The sequence below is a fragment of the Klebsiella sp. 141198 genome, from assembly GCF_050600785.1.
Lineage (GTDB): Bacteria > Pseudomonadota > Gammaproteobacteria > Enterobacterales > Enterobacteriaceae > Klebsiella > Klebsiella aerogenes.
In genome coordinates this window covers 164691-187244 of sequence record NZ_JAQIRM010000007.1, presented here as the reverse complement: position 1 = coordinate 187244, position 22554 = coordinate 164691, and the positions used below count along the sequence as shown (strand labels likewise).

22 protein-coding genes are annotated in these 22554 nt (G+C 56.0%); 5 read left to right on the top strand and 17 right to left on the bottom strand.

Translation table 11 applies throughout. The features are described 5' to 3' along the window. Window positions 1-5: 5 nt before the first annotated feature. Genes ulaD through ulaA form a run of 4 tightly spaced genes read right to left on the bottom strand, consistent with a single transcriptional unit; the run spans window position 6 to window position 2870 of the window. A complete protein-coding gene (gene ulaD / locus PGR10_RS22210) occupies window positions 6-659 on the bottom strand; it encodes a 3-keto-L-gulonate-6-phosphate decarboxylase UlaD (protein WP_430924112.1) in 654 nt (217 codons plus the stop codon). 15 nt (window positions 660-674) lie between these two features. Continuing rightward, on the bottom strand, window positions 675-1142 hold the full coding sequence (gene ulaC / locus PGR10_RS22205; protein WP_015368614.1) for a PTS ascorbate transporter subunit IIA: 468 nt from the start codon (window positions 1140-1142) through the stop codon (window positions 675-677). Between the two features lie 9 nt (window positions 1143-1151). After that, a complete protein-coding gene (ulaB, locus tag PGR10_RS22200; protein ID WP_001577590.1) occupies window positions 1152-1457 on the bottom strand; it encodes a PTS ascorbate transporter subunit IIB in 306 nt (101 codons plus the stop codon). A 12-nt stretch (window positions 1458-1469) separates the two neighbouring features. Next, window positions 1470-2870 carry a PTS ascorbate transporter subunit IIC gene (ulaA, locus tag PGR10_RS22195; protein ID WP_015368616.1) on the bottom strand — a complete coding sequence of 467 codons (1401 nt, stop codon included), beginning with the start codon at window positions 2868-2870 and terminating at the stop codon, window positions 1470-1472. 364 nt (window positions 2871-3234) lie between these two features. On the opposite strand from ulaA, the gene ulaG reads away from it, so the two are divergent. Both ulaG and ulaR read left to right on the top strand, forming a co-directional pair. Further along, window positions 3235-4299, top strand: coding sequence for an L-ascorbate 6-phosphate lactonase (gene ulaG / locus PGR10_RS22190; RefSeq protein ID WP_113374750.1), 1065 nt, complete (start codon window positions 3235-3237; stop codon window positions 4297-4299). A 103-nt stretch (window positions 4300-4402) separates the two neighbouring features. Then, window positions 4403-5158 (top strand): HTH-type transcriptional regulator UlaR, encoded by a 756-nt coding sequence (ulaR, locus tag PGR10_RS22185; RefSeq protein WP_430924111.1) that lies wholly within the window; start codon window positions 4403-4405, stop codon window positions 5156-5158. Here ulaR and yjfP read toward each other — a convergent pair. After that, on the bottom strand, window positions 5155-5871 hold the full coding sequence (gene yjfP, locus PGR10_RS22180) for an esterase (RefSeq protein WP_430924110.1): 717 nt from the start codon (window positions 5869-5871) through the stop codon (window positions 5155-5157). The two genes, ulaR and yjfP, sit on opposite strands and share 4 nt — an antisense overlap. A gap of 208 nt (window positions 5872-6079) precedes the next feature. Between yjfP and bsmA the strand changes: the two genes are divergently transcribed. Both bsmA and yjfN read left to right on the top strand, forming a co-directional pair. After that, window positions 6080-6388: a biofilm peroxide resistance protein BsmA gene (gene bsmA, locus PGR10_RS22175; RefSeq protein ID WP_045379672.1), complete on the top strand. Its 309-nt coding sequence runs from the start codon at window positions 6080-6082 to the stop codon at window positions 6386-6388. Between the two features lie 139 nt (window positions 6389-6527). After that, window positions 6528-6803, top strand: coding sequence for a DUF1471 family protease activator YjfN (gene yjfN, locus PGR10_RS22170; RefSeq protein WP_020079815.1), 276 nt, complete (start codon window positions 6528-6530; stop codon window positions 6801-6803). On the opposite strand, the gene PGR10_RS22165 is transcribed toward yjfN, so the two are convergent. Next, the gene (locus PGR10_RS22165; protein WP_271031647.1) at window positions 6794-8431 is read right to left on the bottom strand and encodes an isovaleryl-CoA dehydrogenase; all 1638 of its coding nucleotides are present in this window, start codon (window positions 8429-8431) and stop codon (window positions 6794-6796) included. The genes yjfN and PGR10_RS22165 overlap by 10 nt on opposite strands. 179 nt (window positions 8432-8610) lie before the next feature. Between PGR10_RS22165 and PGR10_RS22160 the strand changes: the two genes are divergently transcribed. Continuing rightward, on the top strand, window positions 8611-9906 hold the full coding sequence (locus PGR10_RS22160; RefSeq protein ID WP_430924109.1) for an MFS transporter: 1296 nt from the start codon (window positions 8611-8613) through the stop codon (window positions 9904-9906). A gap of 20 nt (window positions 9907-9926) precedes the next feature. On the opposite strand, the gene rlmB is transcribed toward PGR10_RS22160, so the two are convergent. The 11 genes from rlmB to mutL all read right to left on the bottom strand — a co-directional run bounded on the left by rlmB (window position 9927) and on the right by mutL (window position 22546). Beyond that, window positions 9927-10658: a 23S rRNA (guanosine(2251)-2'-O)-methyltransferase RlmB gene (gene rlmB / locus PGR10_RS22155; protein WP_087858291.1), complete on the bottom strand. Its 732-nt coding sequence runs from the start codon at window positions 10656-10658 to the stop codon at window positions 9927-9929. Between the two features lie 81 nt (window positions 10659-10739). After that, complete coding sequence (rnr, locus tag PGR10_RS22150; protein ID WP_045379679.1) at window positions 10740-13181, bottom strand: ribonuclease R; 2442 nt, start codon at window positions 13179-13181, stop codon at window positions 10740-10742. A gap of 91 nt (window positions 13182-13272) precedes the next feature. Then, window positions 13273-13707, bottom strand: coding sequence for a nitric oxide-sensing transcriptional repressor NsrR (gene nsrR, locus PGR10_RS22145; RefSeq protein ID WP_045379682.1), 435 nt, complete (start codon window positions 13705-13707; stop codon window positions 13273-13275). A 150-nt stretch (window positions 13708-13857) separates the two neighbouring features. Next, window positions 13858-15156, bottom strand: coding sequence for an adenylosuccinate synthase (locus PGR10_RS22140; protein WP_087858289.1), 1299 nt, complete (start codon window positions 15154-15156; stop codon window positions 13858-13860). Window positions 15157-15259: 103 nt separating this feature from the next. Further along, window positions 15260-15457 carry a DUF2065 domain-containing protein gene (locus PGR10_RS22135; protein WP_430924108.1) on the bottom strand — a complete coding sequence of 66 codons (198 nt, stop codon included), beginning with the start codon at window positions 15455-15457 and terminating at the stop codon, window positions 15260-15262. Between the two features lie 198 nt (window positions 15458-15655). Then, window positions 15656-16660 (bottom strand): protease modulator HflC, encoded by a 1005-nt coding sequence (hflC, locus tag PGR10_RS22130; protein WP_015368630.1) that lies wholly within the window; start codon window positions 16658-16660, stop codon window positions 15656-15658. A gap of 2 nt (window positions 16661-16662) precedes the next feature. Then, complete coding sequence (gene hflK, locus PGR10_RS22125) at window positions 16663-17925, bottom strand: FtsH protease activity modulator HflK (RefSeq protein ID WP_015368631.1); 1263 nt, start codon at window positions 17923-17925, stop codon at window positions 16663-16665. 58 nt (window positions 17926-17983) lie between these two features. Beyond that, window positions 17984-19264: a ribosome rescue GTPase HflX gene (gene hflX, locus PGR10_RS22120; protein WP_032713510.1), complete on the bottom strand. Its 1281-nt coding sequence runs from the start codon at window positions 19262-19264 to the stop codon at window positions 17984-17986. A gap of 75 nt (window positions 19265-19339) precedes the next feature. After that, window positions 19340-19648 (bottom strand): RNA chaperone Hfq, encoded by a 309-nt coding sequence (hfq, locus tag PGR10_RS22115; protein ID WP_045396870.1) that lies wholly within the window; start codon window positions 19646-19648, stop codon window positions 19340-19342. Window positions 19649-19740: 92 nt separating this feature from the next. After that, entirely contained in the window at window positions 19741-20691 is a 951-nt protein-coding gene (gene miaA, locus PGR10_RS22110) for a tRNA (adenosine(37)-N6)-dimethylallyltransferase MiaA (RefSeq protein ID WP_087858288.1), read from the bottom strand. Next, complete coding sequence (gene mutL, locus PGR10_RS22105; protein ID WP_308957763.1) at window positions 20684-22546, bottom strand: DNA mismatch repair endonuclease MutL; 1863 nt, start codon at window positions 22544-22546, stop codon at window positions 20684-20686. The genes miaA and mutL overlap by 8 nt, the downstream gene beginning before the upstream one ends. Window positions 22547-22554 lie beyond the last annotated feature (8 nt).

The window sequence follows — 22554 nt, the reverse complement described above, 5'->3', positions numbered from 1 at the left end:
GCTCCTTAACCCCACAGCTGGGCGATAGAGCGTTTAAACTGGCGAGCCGCTTCCACCGGCGAGGCGGCATCGCGGATACTGCGCCCGGCAATAAAGACGTGAATAGGGATACCGGCGAACAGCGGCAGGTCTTCCAGCGCCAGCCCGCCGGTCACGGTGACTTTGAAGCCCATATCGGAAAGGCGCTTAATCGCGCTGATATCCGCCTCGCTCCACGCCACGCCCGCGGCCTGCGCGTCGCGGCTGCGGTGATAGACCACCTGCTGAATGCCCGCGTCGCGCCACGCCTGCGCCTGCTCCCAGGTCCAGAAACCGGTCAGTTCAATTTGCACGTCGCCGTTGAACTCTTTGGCGACATCCAGCGCCCCTTTGGCGGTGTTGATATCGGCGCAGCAGATCACGGTCACCCAGTCGGCGTTGGCCTCAAAGCACATCCGCGACAGGATTTTTCCGGCATCGGCGATTTTGGCATCCGCCAGCACGATTTTATGCGGGTACAGCGCTTTCAGATCGCACACCGCGCGCACCCCTTCGCCAACACAGAGAATAGTACCGACTTCAATGATATCCACCTCTTCGGCGATCAGTCGGGTGGTCTCATAGGCGTGAGACAGGGTTTGGTTATCCAGCGCAACCTGCAACATTGGTAACTGAGACATCGTATAAACTCCCTCTTAAACAGCCGCCGCAGTGGCGTTTTCAATTAAATCCAACACTTCCTGCTCGGTGCGGCAGGCGCGTAAACGGTCGAAATTGGCTTCGTCATCAAACAGGTTAACGATCTGCATGATGCCCACCTCCTGGTGGGTGGTAGCGTCAACTGCCGCCATGGTGATCAGAATGTCGACCGGGTCGTTATCTTCGTGATTGAAAATCAGCGGTTTTTTGAGCGTCACCAGCGCAAAGCCGGTTTTCTTAACGCCCTCTTCCGGACGGCCGTGCGGCATCGCCAGCCCCGGCGCGATAACAAAATAGGGACCATGCTGCGCGACGCCATCGAGGATCGCCTGGTAGTAACGCGGTTCCACTACGTCGGCGGCCACCAGCAGATCGACACCGATTTTCACCGCCTCCTGCCAGCTTTCCGCCTCCGCCTGCAGGCGTATGGAGTGGTTCTGCGCCAGAGAATCATGAAGTTTCATGGCGGCTCCTTATTTCACGTCCTGCGGGAAGTGGGCTTTGATCACTTCAAGCAGTTTTGGGCCGAAATCCGCAGGCGACAGCATGTTGCGCACGCCAACCACGTATTTATTGCCAGTAACGGTGATTTCGCCTGCGATGTGGGTCGAGGCAATAATGATATCCGCGCCGTTTAGCTCGCTTTTATACTCACCGACCGCGCAGCTGTTCACCGTGTGGTCGATGTTTGATTGCGTCAGGAACTGGTCCACCTTCATTTTCATGATCATGGAACTACCTTGCCCGTTGCCACACACAGCCAGAATACGTACGGTCATAATCAGAACTCCTTATTGAGCAGAGGCTTCTGCCAGTTGTTTTTCCGCATCTTCCTCGGCGCGCAGCGCGCGGCCGGCGAAGAACATATAAGCCAGTGAAATCAGAATAATGACGGCCATAAACGCCAGCCCTATCGAGGCGAAGCCCTGCATCATCGGCGGCGCCAGGATTGACCAATCCGCCATGCCCATCCAGGCGCTCATTCCGGTCAACTTCACCGCCCACACGCAGCCGAAGATTTCAATCATGCCCATCACCAGACAGATCTTGAGCGCCGCGCGCCAGCCGCCGAAGTGATTAGCAAAGACGCCAATCGTCGCGTTAGAGAAGAACATTGGGATAAAGCCCGGGATGATCAGAATGGAGGAGCCAACGCCGACGAGAATACCAACGGCAATCAGTTGGCCGATGGTGCCCCACATAAAGCCCCAGACCACGGCATTCGGCGCGAAGCTATAGATAGCGGCGCAGTCGATCGCCAGCACGGCGCCGGGGATCAGGCGCTGTGAGATACCGTTGAAGGCTTCGGACAGCTCGGCAACGAACATACGCACGCCCTGGGTAATGATGAAAATGGCCACGGCGAAGGAGAAACCGGTCTGCAGGATATAGACCGTCCAGTGGGTTTTGCCCGCCATCGCCTGTACAACATCGATGCCAAAGGAGAGCAGAATGGCGCCAAAGAAAATGGTCATCACAATCGCGGTAGAGACGATGTTGTCGTGGAAAATATTGAGCCAGCCCGGCAGCTTGAGGTCTTCGACGCTCTCCTCTTTTTTCCCCAGATACGGCGCCACTTTATAGGCAATCCACGAGGCAAACTGCTGTTGGTGACCGATAGAGAAGCCGCAGCCGTCGGTAACCAGTTGAGTCGGCTTAAACATCATGTTGGAGGTGATACCCCAGTACAGGGAGACCAGCACCGCGGTGCAGATAATGGTCGTCCACATGGAGTAGCCGAAGATGAAGAAAGAGACCGCAATCAGCCCCGCCTGCTGAAACATGATATGGCCAGTCAGCATGATAGTGCGGATGCCGGTAATGCGGCGCAGCAGGACGTAACAGATATTTAGCGCCAGGGCCAACAGCACCGCATACCCCACCCAGCTATAGGCCTCGCCCATCCGGTCGATGGTCGCCATCATTGAGGCGTAGGTATCGGAAATCGCGCCATTGATGCCATAAACCTCTGACATTTTCGCCACCACCGGCTTAAAGGTGCTGGTAAGAATGCCGGAGCCGGCTTGTAACAGCATGAAACCAATGATGGTTTTGATCGTGCCTTTGATAATCACGCTGACGCTTTTACGCAACAAGATATAGCCAAGGCAGGTCACGATACCCAGCAGCAGCGGGGCATTAGTCATTACCTGATTAAAGAAGACGGTAAAGATGTTGTAGAGGATCTCCATAACACACTCCAGAAGAGGAAGGCTTAGAACGCGCATGACGCTCAGCAGTTGTCGTCGCCCTCACTCTAATAATCAAAAACAATCACAACAAGATTGAATTTGATTAAATGTGACGCATCACGCAAATAATCATATTTTTTATAGGTGTATTCTCTCCCACGTCACGCGATAACCAAACAAACCACTAATATCAACAATATACATACATGCCCGATATTAAATTCAGGGGTTTTCAGCGCGTTAGCGCTACGATATCACCGCATTCCATCGAAAATAGCCGATTGCATTCCTGAAAAAACAGTGCCAGTATCAATCAAAACAAATCACCAATTGATTACTTTTGAAATAAAAGAGGAAGAGATCGATGAGTAAAGTGCAAACCATCACCCGTGAATCCTGGATTTTGAGCACTTTCCCGGAATGGGGCAGCTGGCTGAATGAAGAGATCGAACAAGAGCAGGTTGCGCCGGGCACCTTTGCCATGTGGTGGCTGGGATGCACCGGTATTTGGCTAAAATCGGAAGGCGGCGCTAATATTTGCGTCGATTTCTGGTGCGGCACCGGTAAGCAGAGCCACGCTAATCCGCTGATGAAAACCGGCCACCAGATGCAGCGCATGGCCGGAGTGAAAAAACTGCAGCCGAACCTGCGCACTACGCCATTCGTACTCGATCCTTTCGCCATCCGTCAAATTGACGCCGTGCTGGCGACGCACGATCACAACGATCATATCGACGTTAACGTCGCCGCCGCGGTGATGCAAAACTGCGCCGCCGATGTGCCGTTTATTGGACCAAAAACCTGCGTTGATCTGTGGATTGGCTGGGGCGTGCCGGCAGAACGCTGCATCGTCATGAAGCCGGGCGATGTGGTGAAGATCAAAGACATTGAGATCCACGCGCTCGACGCATTCGATCGTACGGCCCTCATTACCTTGCCTGCCGATCAAAAAGCCGCCGGCGTGCTGCCGGACGGCATGGACCAGCGCGCGGTCAACTATCTGTTCAAAACGCCGGGCGGCAACCTGTACCACAGCGGCGACTCCCACTACTCCAACTACTATGCAAAGCACGGTAACGACCATCAGATTGACGTCGCCCTCGGTTCCTACGGGGAAAACCCGCGCGGCATCACCGACAAAATGACCAGCGCCGATATCCTGCGCATGGCGGAATCGCTAAATGCCAAAGTAGTCATTCCGTTCCACCATGATATCTGGTCCAACTTCCAGGCCGACCCACAGGAGATCCGCGTACTGTGGGAGATGAAAAAGGATCGTCTGAAATACGGCTTCAAGCCCTTTATCTGGCAGGTCGGCGGTAAATTTACCTGGCCGCTGGATAAAGACAATTTCGAATACCACTACCCACGCGGATTCGATGACTGCTTTACCATTGAGCCAGACCTGCCGTTCAAATCCTTCTTGTAACCGTATCCCGGCGGGCGCGCCCGCCGGAATTCCCTTTCCGCATTAGTATTTAGCGTTAATTTCAAATATCATCTTTGCTTGTCACTTTTAATCGGATTCGCTCATGACTGAAGCGCAAAGACATCAAATTTTACTGGATTTGCTGGCGCAAACGGGATTCGTTACCGTTGAACAGGTAATCTCCCGCCTCGGCATCTCTCCGGCGACGGCAAGACGCGATATCAATAAGCTTGATGAAAACGGCAAGCTGAAAAAGGTCCGTAATGGCGCGGAAGCCATCAGCGAACAGCGCCCGCGATGGTCGCCAATGAACATTCATCAGGCGCAAAACCATGATGAGAAAGTGCGGATTGCCCGCGCCGCCTCGCAGCTGGTGTCGCCGGGCGAAAGCATTGTTATCAACTGCGGCTCCACCGCCTTCCTGCTCGGCCGCGAATTATGCGGCAAACCGGTGCAGATCATCACCAACTACCTGCCGCTGGCCAACTATCTGATTGACCAGAAGCATGACAGCGTGATCATTATGGGGGGGCAATATAACCACAGCCACTTCATCACCCTCAGCCCGCAGGGTAGCGAAAACAGCCTGTATGCCGGGCACTGGATGTTCACCAGCGGCAAAGGGTTAACCGCCGAGGGATTGTACAAAACCGATATGTTGACCGCGATGGCCGAACAGAAAATGCTGAATGTCGTCGGCAAGCTGGCGGTACTGGTCGATAGCACTAAAGTCGGCGAGCGCGCCGGGATGCTATTCAGCCAGGCCAGTCAGATCGACCTGGTCATTACCGGCAAGCAGGCCGATGAAGCGATCCTCAAGCAGCTTGAGGATCAGGGCGTGCAGGTTATCCGCGTTTAAAGGTGCTGTAAAAAAAAGGCGGTGGTCGCGTCCAGCGCTTCCGGGGTAATGCGGTGACGCACGCCCTTTTGCCAGTGGCAGGTCAGGTTAGTTGCCAGGCCGCTCTGCGTTAACGCCTGCTGCAGGCGGAAAGTTTCGCCTGGCGGAACCACGTCATCGGCATCGCCGTGCCACAGCAGCAGCGGCTTATTCGCCAGCGCCGACAGTTGATGAGTGACGTCCCACTCCGCCAGGCTTGCCGTATCGAATCCGGGTGACGGAAACAACGTCTGTGCGAGGGTACTGAAATAGCCCGAGCCCATCAGACAGGCCACGCATTTAAGCTCAGAATGATGAGTCATGATGCCAAGCGCGGTCATGCCGCCCATTGACGCGCCGGCCACCGCCAGCCGCTCGCCTTCCAGCCACCCCTCAGCGATAATCGCTTCTCGCAGTGCGGAAAACTCAACAAAGTTCTGTCGCAGGATCGGCCAAAAGCGCTGCATTCGCCCGGCATCATCGCCGTGAAAACGCGCGCCGTGTTCGGCGGCATCAGGCATAACCACCCGGAAACCGGCTTCGGCCAGCGCGACGGCAAAGTAGCTGTAGACCAGCTTGGAAGAGGTAAAACCGTGATAAAAGACGATAACCGGCAGAGGTTTATCCGCCATCCCAGCCGGACAGGCGTGGATCGCTTCACCGCCTGCTAGATTGCGCATTTCGAGTGTAATCAACTATCGTCTCCTTCTTTATAGTGGCACGACGTTGCGCACCAAAACATTCGCCAAAGCTTTACGTTGAGCACGATTTATAATGTTGAGAGCTCGGTTACGCTTTCATAACATTTTCATTCGAAAATCGCGCGATAGATAACAATTCGGGAACATTCCCCAGAAATGATGTTCAGGCTACCACTACACTATCACTATCAGGAAACGAGATATGGTCATGCGTAGGTTTACACCGTGGTTACTGGCTCTCGCCTTAAGCGGATGTAGCATCCTGCAGGGTACGCCGGAGGCGCCGCCGCCGGCAAGCGATCATCCGCAGGAGATTCGTCGCAATCAGACTGAGGGCCTGCAAAAGATAGGTACCGTCAGCGTGCTGATGTACGGTTCGCCGATGGATGTCGAGACCGCGTTGAAAGCCAAAGCAGAAGCCGCAAAAGCGGATTACTACGTCATCGTCATGATCGATGACACCATGGTTCCCGGCCAGTGGTATTCGCAAGCGATTCTGTATCATAAATAGCGGCGTGATGCGTTTTTAACCAGCTTTACACTGCTTTGCGTCCATTCACGTTCTCCTGCGCATAATAACGTTCGGCCAGCCTTTTGGCAGAACGTTAGCAAACGGACTGCCCTCGGGATTACGTGAAATGGAGCTGACGATGAAACGATCACTGACCTTACCCAGCCTGTTGCTGACCACCGCGACGGCCAATACTTCCGCTCAGTCAGCCGAATTCGCCAGTGCGGATTGCGTCACCGGCCTGAACGAAATTGGTCTGATTTCCGTCAATAATATTTCCGGCAGTCAGCAGGATGTCGAGCACGCCATTGCCGTAAAAGCCGATGAGCAGGGCGCTTCCTGGTATCGTATCGTTCAGATGTATGAAGAGCCGCAGCCGGATAGCTGGCGAGTGCAGGCTATTCTCTACGCCTGAGAAGGCTGTCGTCCGCGCCCCATCGCCCGCAGCAGCGCATCGTCCAGCAGCTGCGCGTCCAGGCGGATACCTCCTCGCGGATCCAGCATCATCCGGCACCATGCCTGGGCCAGCGGTGGCGACGCAAAGCGCAGCATCTGCGCACCCGCCCCCAGGCAATACACCAGACGCGCTATTTCTCGTCCCTGCGCCTCAACAGGTCGCCGTAAGAGTTGCTGAAGCTGTCGCCACGCGCGGTCATAATGCCGGTTCTGCCCCTTAACCTCAGCACACTCCGCCGCCAGCATTTCTAGCGCCGCCGGCTGCTTGCCAAGCACCCGCATCACGTCGAGACACATAATATTGCCGGAGCCTTCCCAGATACTATTCACCGGCATCTCACGGTATAAGCGCGGGAGTTCGCTCTCTTCGCAATAACCGATACCGCCCAGCACTTCCATCGCCTCAGCGACAAACGGTATACCGGCGCGACAGATAGCAAACTTGGCGACCGGGGTAAATAAACGAGCCCATAGCACTTCATGCGCATCGTCGCGCCGATCCCAGGCGCGAGCCAGACGGAACAGAAAAGCGGTTTGTCCTTCAAGACGCAGCGCCATCTGGCCCAGCACCTGACGCATCATCGGCTGATCGGCCAGATTCTTGCCGAACGCCTGACGCTGCAGCGCATGATACAGCGCCACCGAGTAAGCGCGGCGCATCAGGGCATGGCTACCAACGGCGCAGTCGAAGCGGGTCAACGCGCCCATCTTGAGAATTTGCCGCACGCCGTCGCCTTCTTCGCCTATCAGCCACCCGCAGGCGTCAAAGAACTCCACTTCGCTACTGGCGTTAGAGCGGTTGCCTAATTTATCTTTCAGCCTCTCAAGACGCACGCCATTGCGTTGACCATCGGGTAAAAAACGCGGCACAAAGAAACAGGAGAGCCCGCCTGGCGTCTGGCCTAATACCAAATGCGCATCGCTCTGCGGCACCGAGAAGAACCATTTATGGCCCACCAGCCGATAGAATCCTTCCGCCGTTTTTTCCGCCCGGGTGGTATTACTGAGCACATCCGAACCGCCCTGTTTTTCGGTCATTCCCATACCAATCAGCAACCCACGCTTCTGATCGCCGGGCGCCAGATGCGGGTCATAGCGGTCGCTGAGCAACGGCGGCAGCCAGTCGCTAAAGACGGTGGGCAGCGCGCGCTGCAGCAGCGGCGTTGCGGCGAAGGTCATGGTTATCGGGCATAACGTTCCCGCCTCCACCTGGGCATGCAGCATAAAGCGGGCGGTACGAGCAACAAACGAACCCGCGCGGGCATCCTCCTGCCAGGCAAGATTATGCACCCGGTTGGCGCACAGTCCCTGCATTAGCAAATGCCAGGCGGGATGAAACCGCACGTCATCCAATCGGGCGCCGGTGGCGTCGTAGCGTAGCAGTTCCGGCGGATTACTATTGGCCAGGCGCCCCAACTCCAGCGATTCCGCCGTGCCCAACTGCTGGCCGATGCTGGCGAGCAGATCGCCATCCCAGCCGGCGCCTTCACGCACCACCGCCTCACAAAGCGCGGTATCAGACAAAAACAGATTGCTGTTACACAGTGGCGTCGGTTGATTGAATACGGTATGCGTTTGCCAGTGCATGATGTCTCCCTCCGTCAATGGCTCTGACAGTAAGTATGGTCGCCCGCATAGACGCTCACAAAAAAACCGCTCCGCCTTCGTGAAGCCCATCACAGGCATAAGAATTTAAAATTTTCTCATTAAAAATGTATGGAATAATTTATTCATTCGTTACTGTTTTGTATTAGTCGGGGCTTCCTATGCACACCGCCAGCACAACATCGGCAGCGCAAAAACGCGCGCTGATCGCCGGTTCTATCGGTAACTTTATTGAATGGTACGAGTTCGCGGTCTATGGCTTTCTGGCGACCGTAATTGCGAAAAATTTTTTCCAAATGACCGGAGAAGCGCCGCTGACCGGGCTGATTCTGACTTACGCCTCTTTCGCGATTGCGTTTTTCTTTCGCCCGCTGGGCGCCATCGTTTTTGGCCGCCTCGGCGACCGTATCGGCCGCAAGCCGACGCTGATTATCGTATTGGTACTGATGACGCTCGCCACCACGGCTATCGGACTGGTGCCGGTTTACGCCAGCATCGGTATTGCCGCGCCGCTTATTCTGACCGGATTACGTATTCTTCAGGGGCTTTTTGCCGGCGGCGAGTACGGCGGGGCGGTCTCGCTGATGACCGAGTTCGCCCCTAAAGGTAAGCGCGGACTGTATGGCGCATGGCAATCTTTTACCGTCGCGCTGGGGCTGCTGGCAGGCGCTGGCGTGGTCGCCCTGATTTCCACCGCGCTCAGCCCCGAAGCATTGCATGACTGGGGCTGGCGAATCCCCTTCTTCCTCGCTATACCGATGGGCATCGTCGCGCTGTGGCTACGCGTAAAAATGGAAGAGACGCCGGGTTTTTTGCGCCAGCAGCAGGCTACGCCGTCCCTGGAAACCCGCGCCAGTTGGCGCCAGACGCTCAAAGCGATTTTCACCGGCATTGGTCGGCTGATGGTATGGTCGGCGGCGGGTTATACCTACCTGGTGATCATGCCCTCGTACCTCCAGTCCGCGCTACACACCGGTTTTAATCAGGCGCTGCTAATTGCGGTGATCTCCAACATTGGCTTCGCCATCACCATCTTGCCTGCCGGGATACTCAGCGATAAGTGGGGACGTCGGCGGGTAATGGTCGCGGCTGCGGTATTGCTGCTGGTACTGGCGCTGCCGCTGCTGAAAATATTGCAGGCGGAAAGCAGCACGCTGCTGGTGAAAGGTATCGTGGTGCTGATTGCGGGTGGACTGGTGGGGATTCTGGCCGGGCCTGGACCGGCTATGCTGGCGGAGATGTTTCCTACCAAGGTGCGTTATACCGGGCTGGGGTTAGCCTATTCGCTATCGAATGCCGTGTTTTCCGGCTGCGCCGGATTGATTATTACCGGCCTGATTAAACAGACCGGTAATCTGGACATTCCGGCGTACTACGTGATGGCGACAGCCGTCGTCAGCATCGCTGCGCTAATGACGCTCAATAAGAACGATCATCTGCGCGCGCTGGATGACTAACCCACCTCGCCAGCGGCGGCTTAGCTGCGCTGGCGCACCGCTTCAAACAGGCAGATACCGGTGGCGACGGAGACGTTCAGCGAAGAGACGCTACCCGCCATCGGGATGCTGATCAGCTCATCACAATGCTCACGGGTCAAACGGCGCATGCCTTCGCCTTCCGCGCCCATCACCAGCGCCATCGGGCCGGTCATTTTGCTCTGGTAGAGCGTATGGTCGGCTTCGCCCGCGGTACCAACGATCCACACGTTTTCTTCCTGCAACAGACGCATGGTACGTGCCAGATTGGTGACGCGAATCAGCGGCACGCTTTCCGCCGCGCCGCAGGCGACTTTCTTCGCCGTAGCGTTGAGCTGAGCGGAACGATCGCGCGGCACGATCACCGCATGCACGCCAGCGGCGTCGGCGCTACGCAGGCAAGCGCCGAGGTTGTGCGGATCGGTGACGCCGTCGAGGATCAGCAGGAACGGTTGATCGAACTGCGCCAGCAGATCCGGCAGATCGTTTTCCTGATACTGACGTCCCGGCTTCACGCGGGCAATAATGCCCTGATGCACCGCGCCTTCGCTTTTCTCATCGAGGTACTGGCGGCTGGCAACCTGAATCACCACGCCCTGCGCTTCAAGGGCATGGATCAGCGGCAGCAGACGCTTATCCTCACGGCCTTTCAGAATAAAAACTTCCTGAAAACGCTCAGGTGCGCGTTCCAGCAGTGCCTGCACCGCATGGATGCCGTAAATCATTTCACTCATTGATGTACTCGTTTTAGGTTCTGTTATCCGCCCCCTTCACCCTATCCTGCGCCAGCAGACTTCAGGGTGAAGGGGCGTCAATCACTCGGCGATCTTCTTTTTCGCCGCGCGCTTGGCTTTGGTCGCGGCGGCGATTTTCTGCGTTTTCGCCGACGGCTTTTTCGCTTTCTTCTCGCCTTTCGGTTTGGCTTTAGCTTTATCTTTTTCCTTACGGAAGGCGCTATCCGGCTCGAAGTTTACCTGCTTGCCAACCTGACGACGACGGCCGCCGCCGTTTTTACCCGGCGCGCCTTTCTTCGCTTTTTCGCGTGCGGTTTTGCCGACATTACGCGGGCCGCGTTCGCTGGAAATCAGGCTGAAATCAATCTTACGCTCATCCATATTGACCGCTTCGACGCGCACTTCCACGCGGTCGCCCAGGCGGTAAGTCTGGCCGCCGGACTCGCCGATCAGCCGCTGCCCTACCTGATCGAAGCGATAGTAGTCATTATCCAGCGAGGAGACATGTACCAGGCCATCGATAAACAGATCGTTCAGGCGGACGAAGAAGCCGAAGCCGGTGACGCTTGCGATCACGCCGGAGAAGGTGTTGCCCACCTGATCCTGCATGAAGTCGCACTTCAGCCAGTCGGACACTTCACGCGTCGCTTCATCGGCGCGGCGCTCGGTCATCGAGCAGTGCTCGCCCAGCTGCAGCATCTCTTCCATGCTGTAGTGCCAGCCGCCGGTCTCGGTGCTATTGCCTTTATGTCCCTGCTCTTTCGCCAGTAAATACTTAATAGCGCGATGCAGCGACAGGTCAGGATAACGACGGATCGGCGAGGTGAAGTGGGCGTATGACTGCAGCGCCAGGCCGAAGTGGCCGCGGTTTTCCGGATCGTAGACCGCCTGTTTCATGGAACGCAGCAGCATCGTCTGCAGCATTTCCGCATCCGGGCGATCGGCGATGGAAGTCAGTAGCTCAGCGTAATCGCGCGGCTCCGGCTTGTTGCCGCCCGGTAGTTCCAGCCCCAGCTCCGCCAGCACGGTACGGAAAGCGGTAATCGCTTCGGTGCTTGGCTTATCGTGAATACGGAACAGCGCCGGCTCCTGCGCTTTCTCAACGAAACGCGCCGCTGAGATGTTCGCCAGGATCATGCACTCTTCAATCAGCTTGTGCGCATCGTTACGCTGAGTCTGTTCAATACGCTCTATACGGCGCTCGGCGTTGAAGATGAATTTAGCTTCTTCACTTTCAAATGAGATACCGCCGCGCTCTTCACGGGCGCCGTCCAGCACCTTGTAGAGGTTATGCAGCTCTTCAATATGCTTCACCAGCGGCGCATAGTGCTCGCGCAGCTCTTGATCGCCCTGCAGCATATGCCAAACCTTGGTGTAGGTCAGACGGGCGTGAGAGCTCATCACCGCTTCATAGAATTTAAAGCCGGTCAGTCGACCTTTTGACGAGATAGTCATTTCGCAGACCATACACAGGCGATCGACCTGCGGATTCAGCGAGCACAGGCCGTTGGACAGCACTTCCGGCAGCATCGGTACGACCTGCGAAGGGAAGTAGACTGACGTCCCGCGGCTGCGCGCTTCGCCGTCCAGCGGCGTACCAGGGCGCACATAGTAGCTCACGTCGGCGATAGCCACCCATAGACGCCAGCCGCCGCCGCGTTTTTTCTCGCAGTACACCGCGTCATCGAAGTCGCGGGCATCTTCGCCATCAATGGTAACCAGCGGCAGGGAGCGCAAATCAACGCGCCCGGCTTTTGCCTCTTCCGGCACCTGTTCTTTGAGGCCGGAAACCTGTTTTTCCACCGCCGGCGGCCAAACGTAAGGGATCTCATGGGTACGCAGCGCCATATCAACGGCCATGCCGGTGCCCATATTGTCGCCCAGCACTTCAACTATTTTGCCTACCGCCTTGGTACGACGGGTTGGACGCTGGGTCAGCTCGACCACCACCACGTAGCCCATACGCGCGCCCATAATCTCTTCAGGCGGGATCAGGATATCGAAGCTAAGACGGCTGTCGTCCGGCACCACGAAGCCTACACCGGCATCGGTGAAGTAACGGCCGACGATCTGGCTGGTTTTCGGCACCAGAACGCGAACGATGCGCGCTTCTCGACGGCCCTTACGATCGGCACCCAGCGGCTGGGCCAGCACCTGATCGCCATGAATACACATTTTCATCTGCTCAGATGAAAGATACAGGTCGTCTTTGCGCCCTTCGACGCGTAAAAAGCCGTAGCCGTCGCGGTGGCCAATAACGACGCCTTTGACTAAATCGAGACGCTCCGGCAGCGCATAGCACTGACGACGAGTGAAGACCAACTGGCCATCACGTTCCATCGCACGCAGGCGTCGACGCAGCGCTTCGGTTTGTTCTTCACCCTCGATATTTAACTCAATCGCCAGCTCATCACGGCTGGCCGGTTTTTCGCGTTTGGTTAAATGTTCGAGGATAAATTCCCGGCTCGGGATTGGATTCGCGTACTTCTCAGCTTCGCGTTCCTGGAATGGATCTTGTGACATATCGGTTCCTCCGTTGTCATCTCCGATGAAAGTCTCTGGGTGGCGCACGCCGCCGCTTTGTGAGTTCTCTTTACGCTGCGGCGCGAATCACTCAGCGCTTTTCTTCCACCAGTAATAATTTATATAGCGGTTGATTCTTTTCAACCAAATCGGCCAGCGTGTAGTTATCCAGTTCCTTCAGGAAACTTTGCGCGGCTTCGGCAAGTGCCTGTTTCAGGCGGCAAGCGGGAGTAATGTGGCAAAATTCGCTGCTGCAATTCACCAGCGATAGCGGCTCCAGATCGCGTACAACATCACCCACGCGAATCATTTTAGCCGGCTTGCCAAGGCGAATCCCCCCATTCTTTCCCCGCACGGCCGTCACGTAGCCAACACGGCTTAACTGATTGATTATTTTGACCATATGATTACGGGAAACGCCATAGACATCCGTCACCTCGGAAATACTGGTCATTCGGTCATCCGGCAACGACGCCATATAAATCAGCGCGCGTAATCCATAATCGGTGAAACTCGTTAACTGCACATCAACCTCAGGGTAAGGGGAAAGCGGTGAATCCGCGGGTATTAACTCTATTGATGATAAACCAGCCAGCGCTCAGGCCGCTAATTTATTTGAAATGGGGCGGGCGAACTGCAAAAACAAGGGCGCCCGAACGGCGCCCCTGGATGATGATTACGCGTCGAACGGGTCGCGCAGAATCATAGTCTCAGTACGGTCAGGACCGGTAGAGATGATATCAACCGGCACGCCGGTCAGCTCTTCAATACGAGCGATGTAGTTCAGCGCTGCCTGCGGCAGACCGCTGCGCTCTTTCACGCCGAAGGTGGTTTCGGACCAGCCCGGCATGGTTTCGTAGATAGGTTCGATACCTTCCCAGTTGTCGGCAGCCAGCGGAGTGGTGGTCACTTCACGGCCGTCCGGCATACGGTAGCCGACGCAGATTTTCACTTCTTTCAGGCCGTCCAGGACGTCCAGTTTGGTCAGGCAGAAGCCGGACAGGGAGTTAATCTGCACCGCGCGGCGTACCGCAACAGCGTCCAGCCAGCCGGTACGACGACGACGGCCGGTAGTGGCGCCGAATTCGTTACCCTGCTTGCACAGGAACTCGCCGGTTTCATCAAACAGCTCGGTCGGGAACGGACCCGCGCCTACACGAGTAGAGTAAGCTTTGATGATACCCAGAACGTAATCCACATAACGCGGGCCCAGGCCGGAACCGGTCGCCACGCCACCAGCAGTGGTGTTGGAGGAAGTTACATACGGATAGGTACCGTGGTCGATATCCAGCAGCGTGCCCTGCGCGCCTTCGAACATCACGAAGTCGCCGCGCTGACGCGCCTGATCCAGCAGATCGGAAACATCAACGACCATGCCGGTGAGGATGTCGGCAATCGCCATCACATCGTCCAGCACTTTCTGGTAGTCAACCGCTTCTGCTTTATAGAAGTTCACCAACTGGAAGTTGTGATATTCCATCACTTCTTTCAGTTTGTCAGCGAAGGTGGCTTTATCAAACAGGTCGCCAACGCGCAGGCCGCGACGAGCGACTTTATCTTCGTAAGCCGGGCCGATACCGCGACCGGTCGTACCGATAGCTTTCGCACCGCGTGCTTTCTCACGCGCTACGTCCAGCGCAACGTGATAATCGAGAATAAGCGGACAGGCTTCGGACAGCAGCAGACGCTCACGAACAGGGATACCACGGTCTTCCAGACCTTTCATCTCTTTCATCAGCGCAGCCGGAGACAGCACAACACCGTTACCGATGATGCTGGTTACATTCTCGCGGAGAATACCTGATGGAATAAGATGGAGGACGGTTTTTTCACCGTTGATTACGAGAGTATGGCCTGCGTTATGGCCACCCTGGTAGCGCACAACATATTTAGCCCGTTCTGTCAGGAGATCGACGATCTTCCCTTTACCTTCGTCACCCCATTGGGTGCCCAGTACGACGACGTTGTTACCCATTTTTTCAAAATCACCGTTTGCTTAAAAATGGATTCTACCATCGCTTTTTCAGAGTTACAGCACTTTTTGCACTCAAAATGAGGGTAATCCGATTATTTTTTGATCAGCCAATCGATTTCCTCAACATGTAGTAGATGACGATGCCAGCTACCACAAGACCGCCGCCAAAGCGACGCAATAAATTATCCGGCAGTTGACTCATGGTCGCTACTATCTTGCGCCAGGCGCGGGGATAAAGCAGTGGGCCAAGACCTTCGAGAACTAAAACCAGCGCCAGTGCCAGCCAAATTGTTGCATTCATTATTGATGACCCTTATAGAAAAACAAAACCGCCGCCAGTTTGGCGCCGGTGAGTATTACCGCAAACCCTTTTTCTTTCTTCACATTCTCCGGCATTTCATAGGCAATATGAAACCACTAGCTGAGAGAAAAATCACAATCAATGGCATGAAAAAAGGCGCCTCTTGCAAGGCGCCTTCTGATTTCACACCGACCCGGCTTATTTACGCACGGAATCCGGTGACTTCATGTAACGGAAGAAATCGCTATCCGGGCTGAGAACCATCACGTCCTGGTTGCTCTGGAAGCTCTTCTCGTAAGCACGCAGGCTACGGATAAAGGCATAGAAGCCCGGATCCTGACTGAATGCATCGGCAAACAGTTTTGCCGACTCGGCATCGCCTTCACCGCGCAGGATACGCCCTTGACGCTCGGCTTCCGCCAAAGTCTTGGTCACTTCATAGTCCGCGGTCGCGCGCAGTTTTTCCGCCTCTTCCTGACCTTGTGAACGATGGCGACGAGCAACCGCTTCACGCTCGGCGCGCATACGGTTGTAGATCGCTTCAGACACTTCAGCAGGCAGGTTGATCTGCTTGATACGTACGTCAACGACTTCAATACCCAGCGCCGCCATACTGTTCGGGTTGATCACCTGAACCTTACCGTTAGTTTCAGCTTCTACACGCTCTGCCGCTTTAGCGATAGCGTCATCGGCTGCCGGCGTCGAAACTTCATCTTCTGTACCTGCAGAACCTGAGTTCAGCGCATCACGCACTTCCAGGGTCAAACGACCGCGAGAATCAGTCACGATGTCTTTCACGTCCAGACGACCAATCTCAGAGCGCAAACGGTCAGAGAACTTACGTTTCAGCAGAACCTCGGCCTGGGAGACGTCGCCGCCGCCGGTCGCCAGATAGTAACGACTGAAGTCACTGATGCGCCACTTGATATAGGAGTCGACGATCAGATCTTTCTTCTCTTTGGTAACAAAGCGGTCAGCCTGGTTGTCCATGGTCTGGATACGCGCATCCAGCATTTTCACGGATTCAATAAACGGGATCTTGAAGTGCAGACCCGGCGCATACACCAGCGGCTTGTTCTCATCGTCGCGCAGAACTTTGCCGAAGCGCAGCGTAATGCCACGCTCGCCTTCTTTCACCACGAAGACAGACATGTAGAGCACTACCAGCACGACGACAATGATCGCGATAACAGATTTACGCATCGTTATTCCCCCTGACGCTGGTAGTCGTTACGCTGCGCGTTGGCGCGGCGTTGGTCCATAATGGTACCCCCGGTTGAACTCGAGGTTGATGAAGTGCTGGCGCTGCTTGAGCTGGACGCAGGCGGCAGGCGCAGCAGATCGCTTGCGCCACTGCTATCGCTCTTTGCCGGCGCACCAGTGGCGCCTTTCAGCATCTGATCCAACGGCAGAACCATCAGGTTGCCGCCCTTGCTGTCATTAACCAGCACTTTGCGGGTATGGCTCAGCACTTTTTCCATGGTTTCGATATACAGACGCTCGCGGGTAATTTCCGGCGCGGCTTTATATTCCGGCAGGATCTTCGCAAAGCGAGCGACTTCACCCTGCGCTTCCAGTACGGTCTGGGTTTTATACGCACGCGCCTCTTCGAGGATACGCTGCGCCTGACCGTTAGCACGCGGCTGAACTTCGTTGGTATAAGCTTCCGCTTCGCGGATGTACTGCTGCTCGTTCTCACGCGCGGCAATGGCATCATCAAACGCGGCCTTCACCTCTTCCGGCGGACGCGCCGTCTGGAAGTTGACGTCCAGCAGGGTGATACCCATGTTGTACGGACGAATGGTCTCTTCCAGCTCGCGCTGGGTATCGCTACGGATAACGGTACGACCTTCGGTCAGGATACGGTCCATGGTGTACTTACCAATGACGCCACGCAGGGCGCTGTCGGTGGCCTGACGCAGACTATCGTCGGCGCTGGTCACGCTAAACAGGTAGCGCTCCGGATCGGTCACCCGGTACTGTACGTTCATCTCAACGCGCACGACGTTCTCATCGGAAGTCAGCATGACGCCGGACGCTGCCAGTTCGCGAACCGACTCGACGTTCACCGCTTGCACATTATCGACAAAAGTTGGCTTCCAGTTCAGACCTGGCTCAACCAGATGGCTGAACTTGCCAAAGCGTGTCACCACACCACGTTCCGCTTCCTTGATGGTATAGAAACCGCTGGCTGCCCAGATAATCACCGCCGCTGCAGCAACGATGCCGACAATGCGCCCGCCCATCGGGCCACGCGGCCCCTGCGTCACATTACCGCCACCCTGGCCGCCTTTACCGCCGCCGAGACCGCCAAGTTTTTTGCTTAACTTGCGGAAGATATCATCCAGATCGGGCGGCCCCTGATCGCGACCGCCTTTGTTGCCATTTCCCTCAGAGTTGCCGCCATTCTTGCTGCTTCCCCACGGGTCGCGGTCCTGTCCGTTATTACCGGGCTGATTCCACGCCATGTATATGCTCCATATTTGTTTTTGATATCCCCACAGGGGTTAATATCTTCAGGCCAGGTCAAACCACGTAGTCGACCAACGCAGGCTCTTGTTTGCAGAGGCGACGCCAGTCCACGATGGGCATGCGCACTTGCAGGCTTACGCTGCCGTCATCCTCCATCCACTCTTTTTCTATCGCCTGAAGCTGATAGAACCGGCTTCTCAGACGACCTTCCTGCGGCGGTAAACGCAGCGTATGCTGCGCCACTTCGCCGGAAAGACGTTCTGTTAACGCCTGAAAAAGCAGTGGTACGCCAATCCCGGTCTGGGCGGAGAGCCAGACCCGAATCGGTTTATTCTCTTCATCCCGATCGATGCGCGGTTCAAAATCGTCAAGCACATCGATTTTGTTCATCACCAGCAATGACGGAATTTCATCGGCCTCGATTTCAGCAAGGACCGTATTTACTGCATCAATATTTTCCTGCACGCGGACATCCGCCGCGTCGATAACGTGCAGCAGCAGCGTCGCCTGACGCGTCTCCTGCAGAGTCGCTTTAAACGCCGCCACCAAATCGTGCGGCAGATGACGAATAAAACCTACGGTGTCTGCCAGTACCGTTTCGCCGACGTCTGTGACGTTAATACGGCGCAGCGTCGGGTCCAGAGTGGCGAACAGTTGGTCCGCGGCATAGACTTCCGCTTCGGTTATCTGGTTGAACAGCGTTGATTTTCCGGCGTTGGTATATCCCACCAGCGAGACGGTAGGGATATCGGCCTTGGCGCGTGACCGCCGACCTTGCTCGCGCTGTTTTTCTACTTTTTCCAGTCGCGACAGGATCTGCATAATACGGTTACGCAGCAATCGACGGTCGGTTTCGAGCTGGGTTTCACCCGGTCCGCGCAAACCAATCCCGCCTTTCTGCCTTTCAAGGTGGGTCCAGCCGCGTACCAGACGCGTGGCCAGATGGCGCAACTGCGCCAGCTCAACCTGCAGTTTCCCTTCGTGGGTACGCGCTCGCTGGGCAAAAATATCTAAAATCAGACCGGTGCGATCGATAACCCGGCATTCGCATAGCTGCTCCAGGTTACGTTCCTGGGCCGGACTCAAGGCATGATCGAACAGCACGACCGAGGCGCCGGTCGCTTTTACGGCTTCCGCAATTTCAACAGCCTTACCTTCACCAACAAAATACTTCGGGTGCGGTGCTTTACGGCTACCGGTAATCACCTGCATTGCTTCGACACCGGCGGAAGAGACCAGGGATTCAAACTCCTGGAGATCCTCCATATCTTTGTCTTGCGAAAAATAGATGTGTACCAGTACCGCCTGCTCACCGGCATCATAACGGTCAAACAAGCGTAAACCCCTTATAAAATACCAGCGGGGAACGCAGAAAACCTGGCTCCCCGACGTGGAAAAACAGCATTAGCCTTATTCGGCGTCGTCGCTGTCTTGCTGCGGCGCAGAAGAACCTTGCGCGCTACCACCGTGGTGATAGTTGCTTGCACCGCCGCCAGCATTATTGCTGTGGTGAGACACCGGACGGGACGGGACAACAGTAGAAATTGCGTGCTTATAGACCATCTGGCTGACCGTGTTCTTCAACAGGATCACGAACTGATCGAAAGACTCAATTTGCCCTTGCAGCTTAATACCATTCACCAAATAAATAGAAACCGGAACACGTTCCCGACGCAAAGCGTTCAGGAACGGATCTTGTAAAGATTGCCCCTTAGCCATTCTCTCTTTTCCTTATATGTATGCTTGTTTTGTACTCAGAACCTTACGATTCTTAAAAAAAATTACGCACGATACCGTTCAATTGTACACGTTCAGTTCTGGCTAGCACCAACAACCTGTAATACTTTGTTGAGCGCTTGTTCAGGTTGCTCACTGTCTAACCAGTGAACATCTTCCCAACCGCGCAGCCAGGTGACCTGACGTTTCGCTAACTGTCTCGTCGCGCAAACACCTCGATAAACCATTTCATCATACGAGACCTCGCCTTCAAGGTATGACCACATCTGGCGGTATCCAACACAACGAATGGAAGGCATATCCGTATGCAAATCTCCACGGGCAAATAGCGCCCGCACTTCTGCTTCAAAACCTGAAGCCAACATCTGATGAAAACGCTGCTCAATGCGTTGATGTAGCAGTTCACGGCTCGCCGGGGCGATGGCGAACTGATGCACCTGATACGGCAGAGCCTCTCCTGACGTTTGCGTCAGTTCCGTTAAAGTTTTACCCGAAATGAAAAAAACTTCCAGTGCTCGGGAAAGTCTTTGCGGATCATTTGGATGAATACGCGCGGCGGCCACGGGATCGATCTCCTGTAACTGCCGGTGCAATGCGTGCCACCCCTGCTCTGCTGCTTGTTGCTCAATTCTGGCCCTGACTGCGGGATCCGCCGAAGGCAGCGGCGATAACCCTTCCAACAACGCTTTGAAATACAACATCGTTCCGCCGACCAGCAGCGGGATGCGCCCGGCGGCGACGATATCCGCCATTTCCGCCAACGCATCGCGACGAAAATCCGCCGCCGAGTAAGACTCTGCCGGATCAAGGATATCCAGCAACCGATGCGGCGCAGCGCTAAGCTCCGCGGCATCGGGTTTGGCCGTACCGATATCCATTCCTCGATAGATGAGGGCGGAATCGACGCTAATCAACTCTACGGGCAAAACTTTACGCAAGGCGATAGCTAATGCGGTTTTACCGGAGGCCGTCGGCCCCATTAAAAAAATTGCCTTAGGCAGGCTCGCCTCAGTTACATCACTCATCTTTCAGGGCTGTCATCGCCGAATGTAAATCAACAGGTTGTAACAGACCACCCGGCGGCGCTTTAATCAGCTGCGGACATAAACGCTCAACGTCCGCCAGCACCGAAATCGCCTGCGCCATACTCCACTGCGCGTGCTCGCTCGTCAGATTACGCGCCGTCCACTGGGCAATGTCGCCGACGTTGAATGCCGTTAGCTGCGCCAGGTAGCCTATCAGTTCAGGAATCAAGATTTGTAAATTTTGTTGTCTTAAGGGTAAAGGCACCGCGCGGACCGTCACGTGCTGGGCATCTGCTTGTAAATCGATGCCCAATTGCGCCAGCGCCGGCTGCGCCTTTTCCAGCGCCTTACGTTCTGCTTCACTCACTTTAAGACGCAGCGGGATAAGCAGCGGCTGCGCGCAAACCGCTTCCGCGCCCGGCGTTAGCTGCGCCTGACGCAGCCAGCGTTCCGCCACCGGCAGCGCCAGCAACGCCAATGTGCCGCCCCGCTCGAGCAGCGCGCAATCGCCGCCGATAATAGTCAGCACCCGGCCAAAGCTTTGGCCATGGGCCGCCAGACTTTCCGCAGGCGCCGACGCGGCTTGTTTTTTTTCCACCGCCGGGGTTTGCAGCAGTTGACGATAAAGCGCCCCTTGCTGTTTTTGATAACCCGGCTGGGCGTGCGGCCAACTGGCGCCGCCTGCGCTATAGCCGCCAGCGGCGGCAGGTTCGCGCGGCGCGCGAGTATCATAACCAGCCGCCGGTTCCCGGACCGGCGATGGGCGAGCGAAATGGTTCGCGCCCGCCGCTACGCGGTTTTCCGGCACCTGCCGCGGCGCTGGCGCTTCGTCCTCTGCCACCAGCGGCGCATCAAGCTGCTGCTGCAGCACGCTCAGTACGCCCTGGTAGATAAAATCATGCACCAGTCGTGATTGATGGAAACGCACTTCGTGCTTCGCCGGATGCACGTTGACATCAACCTGATGCGGGTCAATCTCCAGATACAGTACAAACGCCGGCTGCTGGTCAGCGCCCAGCTTGTCTTCGCAGGCCTGGCGAATGGCATGGTTGATAAGCCGGTCGCGCATCATACGCCCGTTGACGTAACAATACTGGATTTCCGCTAGTGCCGGATTGGTATGCAATGGATCGGCGACCCAGCCGCGCAGCGTCAAATCGCCATGCTGCCACTCAATGGCCAACGCATGTTCCAGAAACGCCGCGCCGCAAATCGAGCCGAGGCGGCGTTCACGCGGGCCGCCTTCCGCCACTGCGCGATACTGGCGCATCATTTTGCCGTTATGGCTGAGATTAATCGTCACATCGAAACGCGCCAGCGCGATGCGGCGGACGATTTCATCAATATGATTAAACTCGGTTTTTTCGGTGCGCATGAACTTGCGTCGCGCGGGAGTGTTGTAAAACAGATCCAGCACTTCCAGCGTGGTGCCTATCGGATGCGCCGCCGGTTTCACCGTCACCGCCTGGTCGCGCCCTTCAGCATAGGCCTGCCATGCCTCTTGCTGCTCCGCGGTACGCGAAGTCAACGTCAGGCGGGCGACAGAGCTGATACTGGCCAACGCTTCGCCGCGAAAGCCAAGACTGATGATCGCCTCAAGGTCATCCAGCGAGGCGATTTTACTGGTGGCGTGACGAGCCAGCGCCAGCGCCAGCTCATCTTTTTTGATCCCACAGCCGTTATCGCGAATACGGATAAGCTTCGCGCCGCCGCGTTCGATATCTATGTCGATACGGGTCGCGCCGGCATCAAGGCTGTTTTCGACCAGCTCTTTAACGACCGACGCCGGACGTTCCACCACCTCGCCAGCGGCAATCTGGTTGGCGAGCTGCGGCGGTAGAACCTGAATCGGCATGACCTTCT